Genomic DNA, 22,482 nt, shown 5'->3' on the forward strand with positions numbered 1-22,482 from the left:
ACCCTCGCGCGCGGTGCGCGCGCGGCCGGGGCCACCCTGTGAAGGGTCCCCCTTGTCTTCCTCGCTCTCCACCGCTTCCTCCTCCGTCTCCACCCCCTCCGCCCCCTCCGTCCTCGACGCCCACGGCTGGGACGCCGACTGGGCCGAGGACTTCTCCCCGTACGCCGCCCAGGGCCTCGTCCCGGGGCGGGTCGTCCGGGTCGACCGCGGGCAGTGCGACGTGGCGACGCCCGCCGGCGTCGTCCGCGCCGACACCGCGTTCGTGACCCCGCACGACCCGCTGCGGGTCGTCTGCACCGGCGACTGGGTCGCCGTCGACCCCGAGGGCGCGGGCGACCCCCGGTACGTACGGACGCTCCTGCCGCGGCGCACGGTCTTCGCCCGGTCCACCTCCTCCAAGCGGTCCGAGGGCCAGGTCCTCGCGGCCAACGTCGACCACGCCGTGATCACCGTCTCGCTCGCCGTCGAGCTGGACCTCGGCCGGATCGAGCGGTTCCTCGCCCTCGCCTGGGAATCCGGCGCGCGGCCCACCGTCGTCCTGTCCAAGGCCGATCTGGTGCCCGACCCGGTCGTCCTCTCCCACCTCGTGGAGGACGTCGAGGGCGTCGCCCCCGGCGTCGAGGTGCTCCCGATCAGCTCGGCCAGCGGAGACGGCGTCGACGTCCTGCGGGCCGTCGTCTCCGGCGGCACCACCGTCCTGCTCGGCGTCTCCGGCGCCGGGAAGTCCACCCTCGCCAACGCCCTCGTCGGCGACGACGTCATGACCGTGCAGGCGGCCCGTGACGTGGACGGCAAGGGCCGGCACACCACCACCACCCGCAACCTCTTCGTGCTGCCCGGCGGCGGTGTCCTCATCGACACCCCCGGCCTGCGCGGCGTCGGCCTGTGGGACGCGGAGGCCGGCGTCGGCCAGACCTTCGCGGAGATCGAGGACCTGGCCGCCGAGTGCCGCTTCCACGACTGCTCCCACGAGTCCGAGCCGGGATGCGCCGTCCTGGCCGCCCTCGACGACGGCAGCCTCCCGGTGCGGCGGCTGGAGAGCTACCGCAAGCTCGTCCGCGAGAACCAGCGCCTGGTCGCCAAGACCGACGCCCGGCTGCGCAACGAGATCCGCAAGGACTGGAAGCGCAAGGGCGCCGAGGGCCGGGCCGCCATGGCCTTCAAGCGCGAGGGCCGGCTGCGGTAGCGCCACCGGCAGCGCCATGTCCGAATCCCGCGCGTGTGCGGCGGTCCGCCGCCGCACACTGGACCCATGACGCACGACGAGGGCGACACCCTCTACCAGGCGGTGAGCAGCAGGGACGCGCGGTTCGACGGCGAGTTCTTCTTCGCCGTGCGGACCACCGGCATCTACTGCCGGCCCAGCTGCCCCGCCGTCACCCCCAAGCGGCGGAACGTCGCCTTCTTCCCGACGGCCGCCGCGGCCCAGGGGCACGGCTTCCGGGCCTGCCGCCGCTGCCGGCCCGACGCGGTGCCCGGCTCCGCCGAGTGGAACGTCCGGGCCGACGTCGTCGGACGGGCGGTCCGCATGATCGGCGACGGCGTCGTGGACCGCGAGGGCGTGCCGGGACTCGCCGTCCGGCTCGGCTACAGCACCCGCCAGGTCCAGCGCCAGCTCACCGCCGAGCTGGGCGCCGGACCGGTGGCGCTGGCCCGCGCCCAGCGGGCGCACACCGCCCGCGTCCTCCTCCAGACCACCGCGCTGCCGGTCACGGAGATCGCCTTCGCCGCGGGCTTCGCCTCGGTCCGCCAGTTCAACGACACCATCCGGGCCGTCTACGCCCGCACCCCGTCCGAGCTGCGCGCCGAGACCCCGGGCGCGCCCGGGCCCGGGGCCGCCCCGGCCACCGGCGTACCGCTGCGGCTCGCGTACCGGGGGCCGTACGCCGCGGGCGAGGTCTTCGACCTGCTGGCCGCCGAGGCCCTGCCGGGCGTCGAGGAGGTCACCGGGCCGCCCGGCGGCCGCACCTACCGGCGCACCCTGCGGCTGCCGTACGGCCCCGGGACCGTCGCCGTCGACGAGCGGGCGCCCGGCGGCTGGCTGGAGGCCCGGCTGCACCTCGCCGAACTGCGCGACCTGACCACCGCCGTGCACCGGCTGCGCCGCCTCCTCGACCTCGACGCCGACCCGTACGCGGTCGCGGAGCGGCTCGGCGCCGACCCGCGCCTCGCAGGACCGGTCGCGGCCCGGCCGGGCATCCGCTCTCCTGGGGCCGCCGAACCGGAGGAGTACGCCCTGCGGACCGTGCTCGGCCCCGAGGAGTCGGCCCGCGTCCTGGCGGCCACCGGGACCCCGCTGACCGCCCCCGACGGCACGCTCCGCGCGCTCTTCCCGGCCCCGGCCGACCTCACCGGCCACGCCCTCGCCGGGCCGCTGGCCCGTGCCCTCGCCGACGGCGCCCTCCGGCTCGACCCGGGCGCCGACCGCGACGAGGCCGCCCGCGTCCTCGCGGCCGTTCCCGGCGTCTCCCCCCGCGCCGCCGCCCGCATCCGGGTGCGCTCCCTCGGCGACCCGGACGTGCCGGACCCGGCCGGCCCGGACGTCCCGGAGTGGGCGCCCTGGCGGTCGTACGCCGCGCGGTACCTGGAGGTCACCCCGCGATGACGGCGCCCACCCACGCGCCCACGATCAGCAGGCAGGCGAAGAGCTCCACCAGGAGGCTCGTGCCGGCCGCGCGCATCAGGGCGCGGGTGGCGGCGCGGGCCTGGCCGTGGCCGCCCAGACGGAGGCGCTCGGAGACGTAGACGCCGCCGACGAAGCCGGGGACGGCGCCCACCACCGGGAGCAGGACGAAGCCGAGGAGGGCCCCGCCGCCCGCACAGCCGAGGGTGCGGCGGGTCAGGCCCACGCCCCGGAAGCGGCGCGGCGGCAGCTGCCAGACCACCACCTGGGTGAGTAGCATCAGGGCGGTCGAGGAGACGAGCAGGATCCACGCGAGGCCGGTCTGCTCGTTCAGCGACCACCACAGCATGGCGGCCCACACCAGCCAACTGCCCGGCACGCCGGGGGTGAGGACCCCGAACAGGCCGAGGAGCATGACCGCCGCGACCATCAGGAGCTGCCACACACCCACGCGCCCAGCCTCCCCCAGACCGGACGTTCCCGCAGGTCGCGAGGACCGAACGAGCGGGCCTACGGCGCCACCCAGCCCCTACGGCGCCACCCAGCCCCTACGGCGCCACCCAGCCCCTACGGCGCCACCCAGCCCCTACGGCGCCTCCCAGCCTCTACCGCGCCACCCAGCCCTTCTCGTACGCGTGCCAGCCCAGCTGGAGGCGGGTCGTGACGGCGGCCAGCTCCATCAGGCCCTTCACCCGGCGCTGGACCGTGCGCAGCCCCAGGTCCAGCTGCTTGGCCACGCTCGCGTCGGTCATGCCGGCGAGCAGCAGGGAGAGGATCTCCAGATCGGTGGTGTCCGGGCCCGGGGCCTGCTCCTCGGTGACCTGGGCACCCGCGCCCAGGCGCAGCGGCAGCGCCTCCCGCCAGACCGCCTCGAAGAGGCCCATCAGCGACTCCAGGAGGCCGCTCGCGTGCACCACGAGCGCGGCCGGCTCCGCGCCGCGGCCGGTCAGCGGGACCATCGCGAGACTGCGGTCGGCCACCACCAGCTTGGTCGGCACCCGGTCCACCACCCGGATCTGCTCCTCGCGGCCGAGCGCCGCCGACAGCTCCAGGAGGCCGCTGGGGAGGGTCAGCACCTCCCGCTCGACCACCACGCGGTAGCGCACTCCCCGCCCGGCGGCCAGCTCCTCGGCGTCGTTCTCCATGCCCGAGACGGCGATCGGCTTGCCGGTGACGAGGGCGCAGACCTCCTCGGCGGCGCCGAGCTGGAGCTGGAGGAAGCGGTGGGTGACGGCGCTTGCGCCGGTCACCACCTCGACCAGGTCGTGCACGGCCGGCTCGGTCGCCTCGGCGCGGTACTCCTCCGCGAGCAGCGCCGCCGCCAGCTCGGCCTGCTCCAGTTCGTGCCGCTGCTGGGTGAGGAGCGCGCCGAGCGCGACCCCGGGCGGTGCCGCCACCCAGCGGCCGGTGCGCGCCGACGACTGGGCGGCGAGGCCCTGGGCCTCCAGGCGGCGCAGCGCCCGCTCGGTGTCGTGCTCGGGCAGCGAGAGCCGGTGCGCCAGGTCCGTGACCTCGGCCGCGCCGAGCGCGATCAGCGCCCGGTAGGCGGACTCCTGCCGCTCGTCCAGTCCTATCGCTCCCAGCATCGGTTCCCGCCCCTCGCCGTGCTTCCGGAGGGCCGTGCGCGAGGTTCCGCGCACGTTCTCCGGAGGCATTCGTTCCGTTGGTGACCTGGCGGGAATCGGCCACGGCGTATTCCCGCCTCGCCCATCATCCCTGTACCGCCCCCACCTCTGCCAATGTGGCGCCACCGCAGCACCAACCGCCTCCGGATACAGGTGACTTGCGCCTGTTGTCCGGATTCTGATGGGGAGAGCGATGCGCCCGATTTCGCGTACGGCCCTGGGGGCGGCGACCGCCGCCGTCCTGGCCGTCACCGCGGCCCTGCCGTCCGTCGCGGCCCAGCCGCCGGCCGGCGGATCCGCCGAACGCCCGCCGGTCGGCAGCGAGGCCCAGGCCCGCGCCGGGGAGCGGAGCGGGACGGGGGTCTCCCCGGTCGAAGGCCGGGGGAGGCCCGCCACGGTGACCCTCGTCACCGGCGACCGCGTCCTGGTCAGCCGCGACGAGCGGGGCAACCCGGCCGCCACCGTCCTGCCCCGCGAGGACGGCACCGTGCCGCTCGTCCAGACCCGCCGCTCCGGCCAGGACCTCTACGTCTACCCCGAGGGCGCCACCGAGGCGCTCGCCGCCGACCGGGTCGACGAGGAGCTGTTCAACGTCACCGGCCTGGTCCGCCAGGGATACGACGACGCCTCCACCACCACGCTGCCGCTGATCGCCGTCTACGGCTCCGACCTCGGCCGCTCCGCCTTCGCCGCCCCGCGCGGCGCCCGCGGCGGAAAGGTCCTCAAGACCATCGGCGGCGTCGCCCTCACCGCCGAGAAGAAGCAGGCCGCGACCTTCTGGGCCGAGGTCTCCGCCCCCACGGCCCGCGCCTTCACCGCCGGCCTCGACAAGCTGTGGCTGGACCGCAAGGTCGAGGCCACCCTGGAGCGCTCCACCGCGCAGGTGCACGCCCCCGAGGCATGGGCCGCCGGCTACGACGGCACCGGCACCAAGGTCGCCGTCCTCGACACCGGCGCCGACGCCGAACACCCCGACCTCAAGGGCCGGATCGTCGCCTCGGAGAACTTCACCGACTCCGACACCGCCGACGACCGCCAGGGCCACGGCACCCACACCCTCTCCACCGTCGGCGGCTCCGGCGCCGCGAGCGGCGGCAAGAAGAAGGGCGTCGCCCCCGGCGCCCGGCTCCTCAACGGAAAGGTCCTCGACGACTCCGGCTCCGGCGCCACCTCGTGGATCATCGCCGGCATGGAGTGGGCCGTCGCCCAGGGCGCCGACGTCGTCTCGATGAGCCTCGGCAACCCCTCCGAGACCGACTGCGACGACCCGATGTCCGCCGCCGCCGAACAACTCGCCCAGAACAAGGGCACCTTGTTCGTCGTCGCCGCGGGGAACACCGGCCCGACCCTCAACTCCGTCTCCTCGCCCGGCTGCGCGCCCGGCGTCCTCACCGTCGGCGCCACCGACCGCGACGACTCCACCGCCTGGTTCTCCAGCCGCAGCCCGATCGCCAACGAGGCCCACACCCTCAAGCCGGAGATCGCCGCCCCCGGCGTCGGCATCTCCGCCGCCGCGGCCGGCGGCCGGGGCATCTACGCGTACCAGGCGATGTCCGGTACGTCGATGGCCGCCCCGCACGTCGCCGGCGCCGCCGCGATACTGAAGCAGCGTCACCCCGACTGGACCGCACAGCAGTTGAAGGCGGCCCTCGTCTCCTCCGCCGAGACCGACGTCCCCGGAGACGTCCGCGAGACCGGCGGCGGCCGGCTCGACGTCAAGGCCGCGATCGACCAGACGGTGCTCTCCGCCCCGGCCGTCCAGGGCGGCACCTTCCACTGGCCGCAGGACAGGAGCGACCGCACCACCGTCACCGTCCCCTACACCAACACCTCCAAGGCCCCGGTCACCCTCGACCTGGCCGTCGAGAAGGTCACGGGCAACGACGGCTCCGCCGTCCGGACCTCCGTGGCCCGCCTCGGCAAGCGCAAGGTCGAGGTCCCGGCCGGCGCGACCGTCGAGGTCCCGCTGGCCCTCGACCCCACCGCCCGCCTGGAGCGCGCGCAGTACGGCGACGTCACGGGCAGGGTCGTCGCCACCGCCCGCGGCGGCGTCCACGTCTCCACCCCCTTCTCCCTCTACGTCGAGCCCGAGACGGTCACCCTCCGCGTCAAGCTGATCGACCGCCTGGGCAAGCCGGCCGGCGGCCCCTCCTCGCTCGACGTCATCGGCACCGACACCGCCTCCGGCGAGCGCCGCTTCAACGAGGGCGCCGCCGACCAGGTCTTCCGGGTCCGCCCCGGCAGCTACTTCCTCACCTCCTTCGTCGCCACCCCCGACGCCGGCGAGGGCGCCACGCTGACCGACTCGCTCACCCACCTGGCCCGCCCGCAGCTGGAGGTCAGGAAGGACACCACCGTCGTCCTGGACGCCCGCGAGGCCGCCCGCCTCTCGGTCCGCACCGACCGCCCGTCCGAGGTCCGCGGCACCACCCTCGCGTTCGCCCGCTCCTGGGACGACGTCTGGATGCACGCCGGCACCGCCATCGGACCGCGCACCATCCGCTCCTACTTCGCCTCCGTCGAGGGCGAGGCCCGCGACGGCTCCTTCGAGTCCGGCAGCTACTGGCGCGCCGCCGCCCCGCAGCTCTCCTCGCTGCGCACCGGCGACGGCCTGGACCTCCACGCGGTGACCGCCTCCACCGGCTCCGACAACCTCGACGGCACCGGCTCCGCGCGGCTCGTCGACGCCGGCACCGGCACCCCGGACGAGCTGAAGGCCGCCGGGGTCCAGGGCCGCCTCGCCCTGGTCCGCGTCCCCGACGACACCACCGGCGTCGCCACCCTGGCCAGGGACGCCAAGGCCGCCGGCGCGATCGGCGTCGTCGTCCACCGCGCCTCGCCGCACCGCTGGTACCCGGCCGGCGGCTTCACCGGCGCCGGCCTGCCGGTCCTCGCGGTCCCGGCCGCCGAGGCGGGCGCCCTCCTCGGCAAGCTCGCCGCCGGCGAGGTCACCCTGCGCTGGAAGGCCGCCGCCAAGCCCTCGTACGTCTACAGCCTCGCCTTCCCCGAGACCGGCGAGGTCGAGCGCGACCGCGAGTACCGGGTCCGCGACTCCCGGCTCGGCCGCTCGGAGGTGTCCTACGGTTCGGCCGGCGTCGCCGCGGACTTCATGAACTTCCCCGCCGCGTACCGCCCGAACGGCACCTCCGCCGGCTTCGCCGGCCTGGAGACCGTCCCCGCCCCGGGCAGCCGCACCGAGTACTACACGCCCGGCGACACCGCCTGGCGGCAGATGACCGGCAGCAGCTTCCCCTACGGCGAGCTGATGGTCGGCGACCGGCACGCGTACACCGCGGGCGAGCGCCGCACCGAGCGCTGGTACGACGGCGTCGTCGTCCCGACCGCCCCGCGCGACGACTCCGGCGCCCCCGTCCTCGTCTCCGAGCGCCAGGGCGACCTCATCGGCTTCGCCGCCGCGATGTGGGGCGACGGCGTCCACCACGCCGAGCCGGGCTCCTTCGGCGACCTCGGCAACCTGCGGCTGCGCCGCGACGGCGAGCTGATCGGCGAGAACTCCTGGCCCTTCGGAGTCTTCCGGGTGCCCGCCGAGCGCGGCACGTACGAGCTGGAACAGAACACCATGAAGATCGGCAACCGGAACTGGGCCCGCTCCACCTCCGTACAGTCGATCTGGAAATTCACCTCCCAGCTCGACGAGACGGTCTATTCTCAGGGCATCCCGATTCTCTTCCCCCGGTACGACCTGCCGGTGGACGGACTCAAGACCCTCGCCGCCACCGACGGCCAGCGGATCCGCCTCTCCGTGACCGGTCACGCCGGGTACCGGCCGGGCGCTCTCACCTCGGCCTCCCTCTCGTACTCCTACGACGGGGGCACCACCTGGACCGAGGCACCGGTCACCAAGTCGGGCGGTGAGTGGATCGCGACCGTGAACCACACGGGCGCGACGGGCAAGCCGGTCACCCTGAAGACCGAACTGACGGACGCCAAGGGCAACTCCGTCACCCAGACCGTGGTCCGCGCTTACGACGTGCGCTGACCACGACGGTCCGCCGGACGTCCTTCCCGTGGGGGGTGGGGTCGTCCGGCGGACCACCCATTCGCAGCAACGGTTTTTCTCGTGTCCCGTTTTCCCGGGCCGCCCGCGGTGGACAATAAGGGCATGACTCAGCAGGGGGACAACTGGTGGGACGCGCTCTACGACGAAGCGGCGGAGGAGGTCGCCCCGGCACCACCGGGTGACACCCTCGACGCCCGCTTCGCCTCCGCCACCCGGGCCACCGCGTCCGAACCCACCACCCCACCGCCGCCGCCACCCCCTCCCGCGCCCCAGGAGCCCCCGGCCCCTCCGGCCCGCCCCGCGGCCCACCCGGCCGCGCCGCGCGCCGAGGCACCCGCGGCGGATGTGCCCCCGGCGCCCGCGCCGCCCCGGCCGACCGACCCCGCGCCGCCCCGGCCGGCCGACCCCGCACCGGTCCCGCCGGCCCGCCCCGTCGCGCCGCCCGTGCCGTCCGCCCCGCCCGCGCCCGCCGTGTTCGGGCCGGCGCCCTGGGAGGCGCCCGCCGGCGGGCCCCGCACCTTCCCCTCGCCGCACACCTCCCCGCCGGCCCCGGAACCCGAGCCCGGACCGGCTCCCGCGCCCCGGGCGGGACGGCCCCCGGCCGACGACGCCACCGTGCGGGTGCACCTGCCCGTCGGCCACGAGCCGACGGTCCAGGTGCCGGTGGCCGCGCCGGTCCCCCGGCCGCGTACCGGCTTCGTCGGCAGCAGGCCGCCCACCTACGAGGCCGAGCCGACCGCGCTGCCCACCGCGCGGCCCGGAGAGCTCGGCGACCTGGTCGCCGACACCGTCCTCGACGGCGCCCGCTACGGCACCGCCACCCTCCGCGCCGCCTCCGTGCGCGGCGACTCCGCCCGCTACCGGGGCGAGCCCCGCCGGGACGCCCTGCTCACCGCCCGCTTCGGGCACGACGAGACGGCCCTGGTCCTCGTCGCCGTCGCCGCCGGCTCCCGCGCCGCCGACGAGGCCCACCTCGCCGCCGCCGACGCCTGCCGCTGGATCGGCGAGGCCGTCGGCCGCAGCCACGCCCGGCTCGCCGAGGACATCCGCTCCGGCCGCCGCGGCGACCTCAAGTCGGGGCTGCACCGGCTCACCGACCGCACCTACGGACGGCTCCGCGCCCGCGCCGCCGAGCGGGGCATAGCACCCGACCTGTACACCGCGACCCTGCGCTGCCTGCTGATCCCCGCCGACCCCGACTGCCGCACCCGGGTCTTCTTCGGGGTCGGCGGCGGCGGGCTCTTCCGGCTCCGCGACGGCGCCTGGCAGGACATCGAGCCACTGCTGCCCGATCCGGCGTCGGTCACCGGCGCGCCGGTCGTCGGCTTCGGCTCGACCCCGCCGCACGGGACGCCCGAGGCCACCGAGGAGGGCGACCGGCTCACCATGGACCTCGGCATCACCACCGCGCCGGGGCCGCTCGTGGAGGAGCCCGTGCCGCCGCCGGCCGAACCCTTCCGCTTCCGCGCCTCGGTGGCCCGCCCCGGCGACACCCTCCTCCTCGCCTCGCCCGGGCTCGCCGAGCCGATGCGCGGCGAGCCCGAGCTCGCCCGCGAGCTGGCGGCCCGCTGGACCGGCGCCGAACCGCCCGGTCTCGCCGCCTTCCTCGCCGACACCCAGCTGCGGGTGACCGGCTACGCCGACGACCGCACGGGGGCCGCCGTCTGGGAGGCGTGACGGGCCGGGCCGTGTGTTGATGGACCCATGGCCAAACAGAACGTAGCGGAACAATTCGTGGACATCCTCGTCCGCGCCGGCGTGCAGCGGCTGTACGGCGTCGTCGGCGACAGCCTGAACCCGGTCGTCGACGCCATCCGGCGCAACCCCGCCATCGACTGGATCCAGGTGCGCCACGAGGAGACCGCCGCGTTCGCCGCGGGCGCCGAGGCGCAGATCACCGGCCGCCTCGCCGCCTGCGCGGGCTCCTGCGGCCCGGGCAATCTCCACCTCATCAACGGCCTGTACGACGCCCACCGCTCGATGGCCCCCGTGCTCGCCCTCGCCTCCCACATCCCGTCCAGCGAGATCGGGCTCGGCTTCTTCCAGGAGACCCACCCCGACCAGCTGTTCCGCGAGTGCAGCCACTACAGCGAACTCATCTCCCACCCGAAGCAGATGCCCCGGCTGCTGCACACCGCCGTCCAGCACGCCGTCGGCCGCGGCGGCGTCTCGGTGGTCGCGCTCCCCGGCGACATCGCCGACCAGCCCGCCCCCGAGAAGACCACCGGATCGGCGCTCGTCACCGCGCGCCCCACCGTCCGCCCCGGCGACTCCGAGATCGACGCCCTGGTCCGGATGATCGACGCGGCCGAACGGGTGACCCTCTTCTGCGGCAGCGGCACCGCGGGCGCGCACGCCGAGGTGATGCAGTTCGCCGAGCGGCTGGCGGCCCCCGTCGGGCACGCCCTGCGGGGCAAGGAGTGGATCCAGTACGACAACCCCTTCGACGTCGGCATGAGCGGACTCCTCGGCTACGGCGCCGCCTACGAGGCCACCCACGAGTGCGACCTGCTGATCCTGCTCGGCACCGACTTCCCGTACAACGCCTTCCTCCCCGACGACGTCCGGATCGTGCAGGTCGACGTCCGCCCCGAACACCTCGGCCGCCGCTCCCGGCTCGACCTCGCGGTCTGGGGCGACGTCCGGGAGACCCTGAGGTGCGTGATCCCCCGGATCCGGGCCCGCACCGACCGCCGCTTCCTCGACAAGATGCTGAAGAAGCACGCCGACGCCCTGGAGGGCGTGGTGAAGGCGTACACCCGCAAGGTGGAGAAGCACACCCCGATCCACCCCGAGTACGTCGCCTCCGTCCTCGACGAACTCGCCGACGACGACGCCGTCTTCACCGTCGACACCGGCATGTGCAACGTCTGGGCGGCCCGCTACCTCACCCCCAACGGGCGTCGCAGGATCATCGGTTCCTTCAGTCACGGCTCGATGGCCAACGCGCTGCCGCAGGCGATCGGCGCCCAGTTCACCGACCGGGGCCGGCAGGTCGTCACGCTCTCCGGCGACGGCGGCTTCACCATGCTCATGGGCGACTTCCTCACCCTCGTCCAGTACGAACTCCCGGTGAAGATCGTGCTGTTCAACAACTCCGCGCTCGGCATGGTCGAACTGGAGATGCTGGTCGCGGGGCTGCCCTCGTACGGCACGGGCTACCGCAACCCGGACTTCGCCGCCCTCGCCCGCGCGGCCGGCGCCTACGGGGTGCGCGTCGAGAAGCCCAAGCACCTGGCGGGTGCCCTCAAGGACGCCTTCCGGCACAAGGGCCCCGCCCTCGTCGACGTCGTCACCGACCCCAACGCCCTCTCCATCCCGCCGAAGATCAGCACCGAGATGGTCACCGGCTTCGCCCTCTCCGCCGGAAAGATCGTCCTCGACGGGGGAGTGGGCCGGATGCTCCAGATGGCCCGGTCCAACCTGCGCAACGTGCCGCGCCCCTGAGCCGCCCGGAGCTCCGCGCATGCGGCCAGGCTCGCGGGGCAGGCTTCTCCGTGAGCCTGTTCGACACGATCGTGGGTGGGGGGCTATGGCCGGGAAGGCGCGACAGCCGACTCAGATGCTCAGAAAGGTGGGGGGAGCGGACCTGACCGCGGTGCCGGAGCTCCGGCACGCGTTACGTGAACTCCTCGGCGCCTGGGGCGGTCCCGGTGCCGGCGACGTCGCCGAACTGCTCACCAGCGAACTGGTCACCAACGCGCTCGTCCACACCGCGTACGGAGCGGTGGTGAGCGCCACGCTCGACCCGGTCCAGCTCCGGGTCGAGGTCCGTGACTTCGAGCGCGGACTCACCGGTCCGCTCGTACCGCCCGCCGACGACGGTACGCACGGCCGGGGGCTCTTCCTCGTCAGAGAACTCGCCGACTCCTGGGGCATAGAGGAGCGCGGCACCGGAAAGGTCGTCTGGTTCGAACTGAACGGCGGGGCCGCCTGAGAGGCGGCCCCGCCGTCCGGTCCGCTAACCGAGCTTGCGCTTCATCTCGGAGAGTTCGCGCTCCAGGTTGTCGAACTCCGCGATCCGGGGGAGCGACTGGGTGTCGTCCTCCGCGGTGAGGTCCACCGTGCGGGCGTCGCCGCGGGCGTCACTCCGCCCGACGGCTTGCAGGGAGGGCCGGGGCCGTAGCGGCAGTTGTCCCGGGTCGGGTATGGCGGGTTCCGCGACGGCGGCGGAGACCGCCGGCGTCGCGGAACCCGGCCCGGACCCGGGGGCCTGGCCCCCGCCGGTCCCGGTGGCGGCGCCGAGCGCCGCCACCTCCACCTGACGTCCGCCGCCGCGCCCGAAGGCCCGGTGCTGGCGGTTGAGCGCCTTGATCTGCGCCCGGTCGAGCTTGGCCTGCTCGCGCCGGCGGATCCGGTTCTGCTCCTTCTCCCGCCGGTCCTCGCGGACCTCGTCCACCGCCTCGTCCAGGGTCCGTACGCCCTCCAGGAGCATCAGCGACCAGGCCGCGAAGGTCTCGCGCGGAGCCCTTATCCACCGCACGATGCGGATCTGCGGCAGCGGGCGGGGCACCAGGCCCTGCTCGCGGAGCGCCGCCCGCCGGGTCTGCTTCAGCGCGCGGTCGAAGAGGACCGCCGCCGACAGCGACATCCCCGCGAAGAACTGCGGGGCCCCGTCGTGGCCCAGGCCGCGCGGCGCGTGCACCCAGTTGAACCAGGCCGCCGCGCCCGCGAAGAGCCAGACCAGGAGACGGGAGCCGAGGGCCGCGTCGCCGTGGCTGGCCTCGCGGACGGCGAGCACCGAGCAGAACATCGCGGCGCCGTCGAGGCCGAACGGCACCAGGTACTCCCAGCCGCCGGTCAGGTTGAGGTTCTGCCGGCCGAAGCCGACGAGCCCGTGGAAGGAGAGCGCCGCCGCGACCGCGGCACAGCAGAACAGCAGCCCGTACGAGGCGAAGCCGTAGATGGCCTCCTTGCGTCTGCGCCGCTCCTCGCTGCGTTCCCAGGAGTCCTCGGCCGCGGCCTGGTCACCGGCGCGCTTCCCGCGCGCGAGCACCGCAACCGCCGTCAGGACTCCGGCCACCAGCACGCCGCCCGGAAGCAGCCAGTCCAGCGATATGTCGGTCAGTCTCATGCGGTGTCCCTCGCATCGCAGTGGGGCGTTTGGCCGCCCATACTGTCCGACCGATCGGTGGGCACACGGTGTTTCGGGGCAAGAGCACGCCAACGGGGGCTCAGGGCATACGAATAGGTACCTTCTGGTCGAACGACCGCCCGTGGGGCTGGAGTTGCGTTCGATTCACGTCACTCGCGAGGGTGGTGTGAGCCGCAGGGGGTGGCGGGCGGCTCAGGCGGTCGCGGCGAGGCGGCGGACCCGGTCCGCGTCACAGGTGCGGGGGCACGTGATGCAGGTGTCCTCGGGGCGCAGCGTGTAGAAGAAGCAGCAGGTGGCCCGGTCCCGGGTGGCGCGCGGCGTCCCGTCCGGCGCCTCGGCCCCCGGCAGCGGACGGAACGCCGCCCCGCCCGCGTACGGCTTCTCCGGCCTGCCCGTCGTCCCCGGCAGCAGCTCCTCCAGCTCGGCCATGGCCCGCTCCTCCTCGCCGAGCAGGGCGCCGATGTACCAGAGGCTCTCCACGATCTCGTCCGTGACCATCCCCCACAGGGCGCGCCGGCCGCGCCGCATCCGGGGGCCGAAGCCAGTCAGGAGGGCCTCGAAGTGCTCGGCGAGCGAGGCGCGCACCTCCGCGCGCAGCGCGTCCTCGTCGGGGACGACCCGGGCGCCGGGGAGGGCGGCGGCGGGATCGTCCGGCAGGCAGGCGAACTCCTCGACGCGGACCGTCATCCGGCCCAGGGCCCGCTGGAAGGAGACGGAGTCGACGGGGAGGCGGGGCACCCGGCGGTGCAGGAACCAGGGGACGGTGACCAGGAGGCAGGCGGGCCAGGCGTAGCGGTGGAGCCCGAAGCTGGCGACGACGTCCGGGCGGGCCTGCTGCCCGTAGTCGCGGAGCACCTGCGCGTTGTCCCAGGCGAGGAAGGCGTCGAGGGCGGCTCCGCCGGCCGCGAGCTCCGCGGCGCCGACCCAGCCGGCACCGCGCGGCAGCCGTTCGTCCCCGGCCGACTCCTCGATCCGCAGGCCGGAGAAGACCTCGGCGAGTCGGGCGTACGAGGCCGCGACGGGCGAGGCGAGGGGCGAGGACAGCAGGGCGTGGACGGTCATGCGGACCACCGAATCGCGATCGTTAGCAGGTTAGCCTTACCTTACCCGAAACGTCATCGCCTCTCACCACCGGCGCCCCGCGCCCTGCCCGCACCCCCTGGGCGCGATCCCACGGAACGGTCATTTCGCCTATGGTGCACAGGGGACCCCGGTATCGCGAGCCGGGCCCGGCACGAGGCCGCAGGAGGACCCGGGTGGAGCAGGGCGCAGCGCGCGAGCGGGCTACGGGGGGACCGTCCGTGCGATTCGGCGACCCCGGGAACGGACCGCGGGACGACACCCGCGAGGCCGCCCCCGGCGCCTCGTCCCGGGAGCGGTGCGGACCGCCCGACGACGCTCCCGGCGCCGTGCGCGTCCCCGAGCAGGCCCGCGGCGAGCACACCCACGCGGAGACCCCCCTCCCCTTCCCCGGCGACGGCCCCCGCGCCGTGCGCCGGCACTCGGTCCGCGGCCAGATCCTCGACGCCCTGCGCACCGCCCTCGTCTCCGGCGAGCTGCGGCCCGGCGAGGTGTACTCCGCCCCCGCCCTCGGCGAGCGCTTCGGCGTCTCCGCCACCCCCGTCCGCGAGGCCATGCAGCGCCTCGCCGTCGAGGGCGCCGTCGAGGTCGTCCCCAACCGGGGCTTCCGCGTCGTCGTCCGCACCCCCCGCGAGCTCGCCGAGCTGGCCGAGGTGCGGGCGCTGATCGAGGTCCCCGTCATGCTCCGGCTGGCCCGCACCGTCCCGGCGGCCCGCTGGGCCGGACTCCGCCCGCTCGCCGAGGCCACCGGCGCCGCCGCCGCCCGCGGCGACCGGGCCCACTACGCCGAGACCGACCGCGCCTTCCACCGGGCGGTCCTCGCCCTCGCCGGCAACGAACAGCTCCTGGCCATCGCCGACGACCTCCACCGCCGCTCCCAGTGGCCCCTCCTCAGCGCCCCGGTCCCGCGCCACGCCGACCTCGTCGCGGACGCCGCCGAGCACAGCGCCCTCCTGGACGCCCTCGCCGCACAGGACCTCCCGGTCGTCGAGGCCCTGGTGCGCGAGCACTTCACGGGAGCCGACGGGTGGGCGTGAGCCTCCGCTAGGGTGGGGTGATCATGTCAATCGACCGAGTCACAGGGGGACTTCGGATGAGGACGGGTTTACGCGCCACCGCCGTCGCGGCGACGCTTCTGATCAGCCTGACGGGATGCGCGGGCGATGCCCTCGACGCCCTCGACGAGGCCACGGGCGAGGGCGACAACATCTCGCTCGACGCCACCGGAGTGGGCCGGGCGCTGCCGCGGGACACCGATGTCGTCGACCCCTTCCAGGGCAGCGAGCCGGTCACGGCCGAGGGCGCCGGGGCGGTCGAGCTCTGCACCCAGCGGACGGACGCGCCCTGCGAGGGCGTCACGCTCAGCGGGCTGAGGGAGACCGTGGCGGGCGGGGCGCGGGTCGACTACCTGCTCTTCGTCTTCGGCTCGCAGGAGCAGGCCACCACCCACGTGGAGAAGATGACGGCCGGCTGGAAGAAGGCGGACGTCCAGAAGAAGCGCTCCGTGAAGCCGCTGACCTTCGACAGCGGCGCCGACACCACCGAGGCGTTCACCTACAGCGACCCGGAGGGGGCCAACGTCTACATGCGCGTCGGCTCGGTCGTCTCCTACGTCGCGGGCAGCGGCGTCCCCGCCGAGAAGGCGCAGGAGTCGGCGAAGATGCAGGCCGACCGGATCAGGACCATCGCGGCGGGCCACGACCCGAAGAAGTGACCGCACCCCGGGGGGACCGGACCCGTGACGGGACGGTCTCCCCGGGCCCCGCGCCCACTAAGGTCGTGGTCGACAGCCGCCCGTACCGCGCCGCCCGTGAGGTTGCCCCATGCCGTCCGCGACCCCGTCCCCGGCGGACGGACGCCGACCCTCCCCCACTGGTACGCACCCCGGGGCCGCCGCCCTGCTCGGCTGGCTCACCGACCCCGACGCCCCCCGCCTGTGCGTGGTCACCGGCGCCCCCGGCAGCGGCAAGACCGCCCTCCTCGGCTGGCTCGCCGCCCACGAGACCCGGGCCCGGCGCGGCCGGAGGCGCACCGACCGGATCCTCGTCCCGCTCGCCGGACAGAGCGCCCTCGGCGTGGCCTGGACGCTGGCGAACCGGCTGGGCGTGGTGGCCAGGACACCGGCCGACCTCGGCCACGCGCTCGCCACCAGCGAGGCCCGCCGCACCGGCCGGACCGTGCTGCTCCTCACCGATCTGCACGCCGCCGCCGAACCGGACGCCGTCGCCGAGCTGCTCGCGGGACTCGCCGAGGCCGGGCGGATCCGGCTCGTCGTGGAGACCCGCACCGGCACCCGGCCGCCCCGGGCCGCCCGTACCACCGTGGTCGACCTCGACGGGGAGGGGAGCCCGGAGCCGGCGCGGCCGGTCCAGCCGCTTCCCGACCTCTCCGATCCCGTCGCCGTCTGCGCCGCCGACCCGCTCCACGTCACCACCGGCTACACCACCGCGTCCGCCGACGACCACGGCGGGCTGCGCGACGCCTGGCTGCGGGCCGGGCAGGCACTGTGCGCGGCGGACGGACCGGCCGGCCGGGCGCTGGTGCTGCTCACCGCCCTCGGCGACGGCGCCGACCCCCGGCTGCGGCCGGCCCTCACCGAGCGGGCGGAGGCCGCGCCGTGGCGGGTGCGGTGGGCCCGGCACCGGGGCGACGTCTCCCCGCCGTGGCCCGGTCCGGTCGCCGTGCTCGGCGCGACGGCCGGCGGGCCCTCCGCCGATCTGGTGCTCGTCGGCGACCGCACGGGCACGGTCCGGCTGCTGCGGGAGGCGGACGCCTCCGGCGAGGGGCGGCTGGCCCACCGGGTCGGCGGCCGGATCACCGCGCTCGCGCCCACCGCCGACGGGACCGTGCTGCTGCTCGACGAGCGTGGCCGGCTGCACACCGTACGGGGCACGGCGCCCCGCCCGCCCTATCTGGAGCGGCTCACCGAGGCCGTCTCCACCACCCTCTCCCGGCACCCCGGTACGGCGCTCGCGGCCATCGCGGGCTCCGTGGTGGTGGGGGACCGGCTCGGCTCGGTCCACGCCTTCGGCGTCAACGGCCTCCACCAGGCCGCCTCGCACAGCGGCCGGGTCACCGCCGTGACCGCCGTCGAGTCGGAGACGCCCTTCGTCTGCTCGGGCGGCGCCGACGGGACCGTACGGCTCTGGACGCCGGGGCGGGCGCCGGTCCCCGAACCACTCGCGGAGCGTCCGGCGCCGGTCGTCGCCCTGCACGCCGCCCCGGCCCCCGACGGCCCGCTGGTCGCGGCCGCCTGGGCCGACGGGCGGGTCGAACTGATCCCGGCCGAGGGCGGCCGGCGGCTCGCCTTCCGGCCGGGCCCGGCGGTCCGCGCCGTCGCGGTCACGGCCACCGGGGCGCTCCTCGTCGGAACCGACGAAAGCCTCATCTGCCTGGAACCGAGCGGCAAGTGACAGAGCGTCACCTGATGTCGGCGAGGGCGCTTCGCGGTGTCACATGGCCGTCCGGGGCGTCAACTGCCCCGCCAGCCAGGTCGGTACGCCACCGAGGAGGCGGAAGAGGCGCCGGGCCTCGGCGCGCAGCCGTCCCGCCTCCGGCTCCGTCTCCGTGTCGGCCAGCGCCGTGAGCGCCGGGGCCGTCCCCACCAGATAGCCCAACTCCTCCCGGATCCTCAGCGATTCGGCGAAGCCGTGCCGGGCCTCCGCCAGCTCGCCCTCGCGCAGCGCGAGACCGGCGAGGTGGCGCCAGGTGGAGGAGAGCAGCAGCGAGTCGCCCTGAGCGGTGGCGCCGGCGTGCGCGCGGCGGTACGCGGCCCGGGCCGCCTGCGGGGAGTCGCCCAGGTTCTGGGCGATCAGCCCGCGCCGGTAGTCCAGGAGCGGCCGGCCCGCCTCCGAGGGGGCGATCAGGGCCGCCGCGCGGCCCAGCGCCATCCGGGCCTCGTCGGCCCGGTCCCTGACCCCCAACAGGGTGGAGGCGTAGGCGAGATAGCCGCGTTCGCAGGCCGCCGCCCCGCGCTCCTCGTCGCTGCCCGCGACCGCCTCGGCGGCGCGCAGCGCCTCCTCGGCCTCGGCCCAGCCCTGTTCCGTGTAGAGGCAGCGCTCGATCAGCAGCGCGGCCCGTTCGAGCGCGGCGGCCGGTTCGTGGGCCCGGGGGGCGAGCAGCGCCGCCGCGTCGGCCCAGCAGCCGCGGGAGCGGAGCCGCCATATGGCGGTCTCCACCGGAGTCTCCTTGCCGTAGGCGAGGGACGGACCTCCGCCGCCCCCTGATTCGGAACCAGACATGGCGGTGTCCGCCACATTGCCCTCCCCGAGCGCGCCGTCGAGCTGTTGAGTAGGACGGCATCTCAGCACGAACGCCCGCACCCGGCCAAGGGGTCGGGTGAAAAATTTCACAAAGCCGCGTGACATGCGTGACGCCCCGCCGGGAACGGGTCCGGCGGGGCGTCAGGGGGTGCTGAGGCCCGTGATCACGGGGGTGATCAGGGAGGGGGGTGGTGCGGCCGCCCCCGCCCGAGGGGCGCGGACGGAGGCCCTCCGTCACTCCTCCGGACTCAACCGAACGAGTGAATTCCGCATCCGGCGGACCGGCTCCGTCAGCTCATCCGCAGGGCCAGGAAGAAGTCGAGCTTGTCCTCCAGGCGGGACAGGTCGCGGCCCGTCAGCTGCTCGATCCGGCCGACCCGGTAGCGCAGCGTGTTCACGTGCAGGTGCAGCCGGGTCGCGCAGCGCGTCCAGGAGCCGTCGCAGTCCAGGAACGCCTCCAGGGTCGGGATCAGCTCCGCCCGGTGGCGCCGGTCGTAGTCCCGCAGCGGGTCGAGCAGCCGGGCCGTGAAGGCGCGCCGCACGTCGTCCGGGACGAAGGGCAGCAGCAGGACGTGCGAGGCCAGCTCGTGGTGCCCGGCCGCGCAGACCCGGCCCGGGCGGGCGGCGGCGACCCGGCGGGCGTGCCGGGCCTCCTCCAGGGCGCCGCGCAGCCCCTCGGCCGAGTGCACGGCGGCGCTGACGCCCAGCGTGAGCCGCCCGTCGTCGGCGAGGCCGGCCGAGAGCGGAGCGCGTACCGCCGCGAGCAGGGCGTCGGCGTGCAGGCCCAGGGCGGTCGCCGGACCGTCGTCCTCGCTCTCCGGCAGCGGCCCGGCCGCCAGCGGGACGAGGGCGATGGCCTCGTCGCCGGTGTGGGCGACGGCGATGCGGTCGGCGGACTCGGCGCCGACGGTCGACGGGTCGACCAGGACCTCCTCCAGGAGCGCCTGGGTGACCGGCCCGGGCTCCACGGGGGACTGCCCGCCCTCCTGGTCCCACTCGACGCGCGCGACGACGACCTGCCAGTGCGGGGCGGCCCCGAGGCCGGGCAGCAGCACCGGGGCGGCGACCCGGAGCCGGGCCGCGATCTCGGCGGGAGCCGCGCCCGTCTGCACCAGCTCCAGGACCTCCTGGGCGAGCCGGCGGCGGACCGTGCGGGCCGCGTCGCGCCGGTCGCGCTCGACGGAGATCAGCTGGGTCACGCCCTGGAGCAGGTCGAGACGGGCGGCCGGCCAGTCCCCGGCGTCCGCCTCGACGGCGAGCAGCCAGTCGGACAGGACGCTCTCGCGGACGTCCCGGGAGGCGGGGGCCGCGGCCCGGCCGGTGTTCCGGATCGGGAAGAGCGAGTACGCGGTGCCCTGCACGGTCAGCCGGTGCGGGCCGCGCCGGCCGGTCCGGGTGGCCGCAAGGTGCTCGCCCGCCAGGCCGGCCGCGAGGGCCGGGTCCAGCGGCTCGCCGGCGCCCGCGATCTGCCGCCCGGTGGGGGAGAGGACCCAGGCGCGCAGGTCCAGGTCCGAGCCGAGCAGGTCGAGCACGGCCTCCGGGCCGCCACCCGCCGGACCGGAGGTCATCAGACGCCTGTGGCGGTCCACGACGGCGGCCAGGTCGCCCGCCCGCTCGCCGGAGACCTGTCGAACGACATGCTCGGTGATCGTCGCGAACGCAACGGATTCGTTGACCGCGAACAGCGGCAGCCGATGGCGTGAACACGCCTGTACGAGAGCGTCGGGGATGTCGCCCAGCTCGGCCTCGCCCGCCGCGAGCGCGGCGACGCCCGCCTGGCTGAGGATCCGGACGAAGGGTTCGGCCTCGGCCGGCTCCCCGAGCCAGGCCAGCCCGGTGAGGACCAGCTCGCCGCCGGAGAGGTACCGGCTGGGATCCTTGAGGTCCGTGGTCATCACGCCACGGACCGTACGGTCCAGCTCGTCCTCGCCGCCCAGCAGGCGCAGCCCGAGCGCGTCGTTCTCCAGCAGTGCGCGCAGCCGCATGGTGTCGCCGCCGTTCCTTCGAGTGGGTTGTCGCGTATTCGACGGGTGGGGGTCGGCCAGGTGGTGCCGCCGTTTCCAGGGGGAAACGGTGAGGTGTCCGTTCACCGTCTTTCGTTCGAATCTACAAGACGTGCATGGGCACCGGCCAACTCCTTCATGTTTTCGGTTACTGCACACGGGGCGGGCTGGCTTGTGTACTAGGCCACACACCGCGTGAACAGGACATGAACACCGAAGTCGAGGGCCGAACGTCCCCCAGGGCCCAGACGTCCGACCCCCGATCACCAGAATCACTAGAAGAGAGCCACCATGGACTTCCTTCGCCCCGCCAGCTGGGAGGAGGCGCTCGCCGCCAAGGCAGAGCACCCCACGGCCGTGCCCATCGCCGGCGGTACCGACGTCATGGTCGAGATCAACTTCGACCACCGGCGCCCCGAGTACCTGCTGGACCTGAACCGCATCGAGCTGCTGCGCGAGTGGGAGGTCGGCGAGGAGAACGTCCGACTCGGCGCTTCCGTTCCGTACACGCAGATCATGGAGAACCTGCGGACCGAGCTGCCCGGCCTGGCGCTCGCGTCCCACACGGTCGCCTCCCCCCAGATCCGCAACCGGGGCGGCGTCGGCGGCAACCTCGGCACCGCCTCCCCGGCCGGTGACGCCCACCCCGCCCTCCTCGCCGCCGGCGCCGAGGTCGAGGTCGAGTCGGTCCGCGGCAGCCGCCTCATCCCGATCGACGAGTTCTACACCGGCGTGAAGCGCAACGCGCTCCAGCCCGACGAGCTCATCAAGACCGTCCACGTCAAGAAGGCGGACGGCCCCCAGCAGTACTCCAAGGTCGGCACCCGCAACGCGATGGTCATCGCCGTCTGCGCCTTCGGCCTGGCGCTCCACCCGGAGACCCGGACCGTGCGCACCGGCATCGGCTCGGCCGCGCCGACCCCGATCCGCGCCAAGGAGGCCGAGGCCTTCCTGAACGCGGCTCTGGAGGAGGGCGGCTTCTGGGACAACGGGAAGATCATCACCCCCGCGATCGCCAAGCAGTTCGCCGACCTCTGCTCGGCAGCCGCCAACCCGATCGACGACGTCCGAGGCACCGCCAAGTACCGGCGCCACGCCGTCGGCATCATGGCTCGCCGCCAGCTCGGCTGGACGTGGGAGCAGTACCGCGGCGCCGGCCGCACGCTTGAGGGAGCTGCATAACCATGCGCGTGAATTTCACGGTCAACGGTCGTCCGCAGGAAGCCGACGACGTCTGGGAGGGCGAGTCGCTCCTCTACGTTCTGCGTGAGCGCCTGGGCCTGCCCGGCTCCAAGAACGCCTGTGAGCAGGGCGAGTGCGGCTCCTGCACGGTCCGTCTCGACGGCGTGCCGGTCTGCTCCTGTCTGGTCGCCGCCGGCCAGGTCGAGGGCCGCGAGGTCGTCACCGTCGAGGGCCTGGCCGAGTTCGCCAAGGACCGCGCCGAGCACGGCGGTTGCGCCTCCGGAGCCTGCGGCACCACGCTCGACCAGGCCAAGCGCTGGGAGGCGAAGCCCACCCAGGACTCGCAGACCGGCGAGGGCGTCGAACTGAGCCCCATCCAGCAGGCGTTCATCGACGCCGGCGCCGTCCAGTGCGGCTTCTGCACCCCGGGTCTGCTGATCGCCGCGGACGAGCTCCTGGAGCGCCAGAGCGACCCGTCCGACCAGGACATCCGTGAGGCCCTCTCCGGCAACCTGTGCCGCTGCACGGGCTACGAGAAGATCCTCGACGCGGTCCGCCTCGCGGCCGCCCGTCAGGGAGAGGCGGTCTGAC

General features: G+C 75.0%; 17 protein-coding genes. 11 read left to right on the forward strand and 6 right to left on the reverse strand.

Annotation, left to right across the window (positions count from 1 at the left end):
* The first annotated feature begins 52 nt into the window (after window positions 1–52).
* On the forward strand, window positions 53–1,186 hold the full coding sequence (gene rsgA, locus ACFYT9_RS13860) for a ribosome small subunit-dependent GTPase A (RefSeq protein WP_389163293.1): 1,134 nt from the start codon (window positions 53–55) through the stop codon (window positions 1,184–1,186).
* Window positions 1,187–1,252: 66 nt separating this feature from the next.
* A complete protein-coding gene (locus tag ACFYT9_RS13865; RefSeq protein WP_389163296.1) occupies window positions 1,253–2,605 on the forward strand; it encodes a DNA-3-methyladenine glycosylase 2 family protein in 1,353 nt (450 codons plus the stop codon).
* Here the strand turns inward: ACFYT9_RS13865 and ACFYT9_RS13870 are convergent.
* Together ACFYT9_RS13870 and ACFYT9_RS13875 are read right to left on the reverse strand one after the other, a co-directional pair.
* The gene (locus ACFYT9_RS13870; RefSeq protein WP_376596114.1) at window positions 2,592–3,074 is read right to left on the reverse strand and encodes a DUF456 domain-containing protein; all 483 of its coding nucleotides are present in this window, start codon (window positions 3,072–3,074) and stop codon (window positions 2,592–2,594) included. The two genes, ACFYT9_RS13865 and ACFYT9_RS13870, sit on opposite strands and share 14 nt — an antisense overlap.
* Before the next feature lie 154 nt (window positions 3,075–3,228).
* Window positions 3,229–4,209 (reverse strand): helix-turn-helix domain-containing protein, encoded by a 981-nt coding sequence (locus tag ACFYT9_RS13875; protein ID WP_387277082.1) that lies wholly within the window; start codon window positions 4,207–4,209, stop codon window positions 3,229–3,231.
* A 232-nt stretch (window positions 4,210–4,441) separates the two neighbouring features.
* Between ACFYT9_RS13875 and ACFYT9_RS13880 the strand changes: the two genes are divergently transcribed.
* From ACFYT9_RS13880 to ACFYT9_RS13895, 4 genes are all read left to right on the forward strand, one after another.
* On the forward strand, window positions 4,442–8,248 hold the full coding sequence (locus tag ACFYT9_RS13880; protein WP_389163299.1) for a S8 family serine peptidase: 3,807 nt from the start codon (window positions 4,442–4,444) through the stop codon (window positions 8,246–8,248).
* A gap of 123 nt (window positions 8,249–8,371) precedes the next feature.
* A complete protein-coding gene (locus ACFYT9_RS13885) occupies window positions 8,372–9,946 on the forward strand; it encodes a protein phosphatase 2C domain-containing protein (RefSeq protein WP_389163302.1) in 1,575 nt (524 codons plus the stop codon).
* 27 nt (window positions 9,947–9,973) lie between these two features.
* Window positions 9,974–11,716, forward strand: coding sequence for a pyruvate dehydrogenase (locus ACFYT9_RS13890; protein WP_389163305.1), 1,743 nt, complete (start codon window positions 9,974–9,976; stop codon window positions 11,714–11,716).
* 127 nt (window positions 11,717–11,843) lie between these two features.
* A complete protein-coding gene (locus ACFYT9_RS13895; protein WP_376605223.1) occupies window positions 11,844–12,206 on the forward strand; it encodes an ATP-binding protein in 363 nt (120 codons plus the stop codon).
* A 24-nt stretch (window positions 12,207–12,230) separates the two neighbouring features.
* Here ACFYT9_RS13895 and ACFYT9_RS13900 read toward each other — a convergent pair whose 3' ends face one another.
* Window positions 12,231–13,343 carry a DUF2637 domain-containing protein gene (locus tag ACFYT9_RS13900; RefSeq protein ID WP_389163308.1) on the reverse strand — a complete coding sequence of 371 codons (1,113 nt, stop codon included), beginning with the start codon at window positions 13,341–13,343 and terminating at the stop codon, window positions 12,231–12,233.
* A 213-nt stretch (window positions 13,344–13,556) separates the two neighbouring features.
* Window positions 13,557–14,426 (reverse strand): (2Fe-2S)-binding protein, encoded by an 870-nt coding sequence (locus tag ACFYT9_RS13905; protein ID WP_376604304.1) that lies wholly within the window; start codon window positions 14,424–14,426, stop codon window positions 13,557–13,559.
* A gap of 194 nt (window positions 14,427–14,620) precedes the next feature.
* On the opposite strand from ACFYT9_RS13905, the gene ACFYT9_RS13910 reads away from it, so the two are divergent.
* The 3 genes from ACFYT9_RS13910 (at window position 14,621) to ACFYT9_RS13920 (ending at window position 17,857) form a co-directional block, all read left to right on the forward strand.
* Window positions 14,621–15,481, forward strand: a complete 861-nt coding sequence (locus tag ACFYT9_RS13910; protein WP_389163311.1) for a GntR family transcriptional regulator — start codon at window positions 14,621–14,623, stop codon at window positions 15,479–15,481.
* Between the two features lie 56 nt (window positions 15,482–15,537).
* The gene (locus ACFYT9_RS13915; protein ID WP_376604308.1) at window positions 15,538–16,158 is read left to right on the forward strand and encodes a hypothetical protein; all 621 of its coding nucleotides are present in this window, start codon (window positions 15,538–15,540) and stop codon (window positions 16,156–16,158) included.
* Window positions 16,159–16,267: 109 nt separating this feature from the next.
* Entirely contained in the window at window positions 16,268–17,857 is a 1,590-nt protein-coding gene (locus ACFYT9_RS13920; protein ID WP_389163314.1) for a hypothetical protein, read from the forward strand.
* 39 nt (window positions 17,858–17,896) lie between these two features.
* Here ACFYT9_RS13920 and ACFYT9_RS13925 read toward each other — a convergent pair whose 3' ends face one another.
* Entirely contained in the window at window positions 17,897–18,700 is an 804-nt protein-coding gene (locus ACFYT9_RS13925; protein WP_387279765.1) for a hypothetical protein, read from the reverse strand.
* Window positions 18,701–18,996: 296 nt separating this feature from the next.
* Complete coding sequence (locus ACFYT9_RS13930) at window positions 18,997–20,691, reverse strand: PucR family transcriptional regulator (RefSeq protein ID WP_389163317.1); 1,695 nt, start codon at window positions 20,689–20,691, stop codon at window positions 18,997–18,999.
* A 309-nt stretch (window positions 20,692–21,000) separates the two neighbouring features.
* Here ACFYT9_RS13930 and ACFYT9_RS13935 point away from each other — a divergent pair, with 309 nt between their 5' ends.
* Both ACFYT9_RS13935 and ACFYT9_RS13940 read left to right on the forward strand, forming a co-directional pair.
* Entirely contained in the window at window positions 21,001–21,891 is an 891-nt protein-coding gene (locus tag ACFYT9_RS13935; protein WP_376602446.1) for an FAD binding domain-containing protein, read from the forward strand.
* A gap of 2 nt (window positions 21,892–21,893) precedes the next feature.
* Window positions 21,894–22,481: a (2Fe-2S)-binding protein gene (locus ACFYT9_RS13940; protein ID WP_387279768.1), complete on the forward strand. Its 588-nt coding sequence runs from the start codon at window positions 21,894–21,896 to the stop codon at window positions 22,479–22,481.
* The last annotated feature ends 1 nt before the right edge of the window (window position 22,482 follow it).

It is taken from the genome of Streptomyces sp. NPDC004435, from assembly GCF_042873895.1.
In the GTDB taxonomy this organism is placed as follows: domain Bacteria; phylum Actinomycetota; class Actinomycetes; order Streptomycetales; family Streptomycetaceae; genus Streptomyces.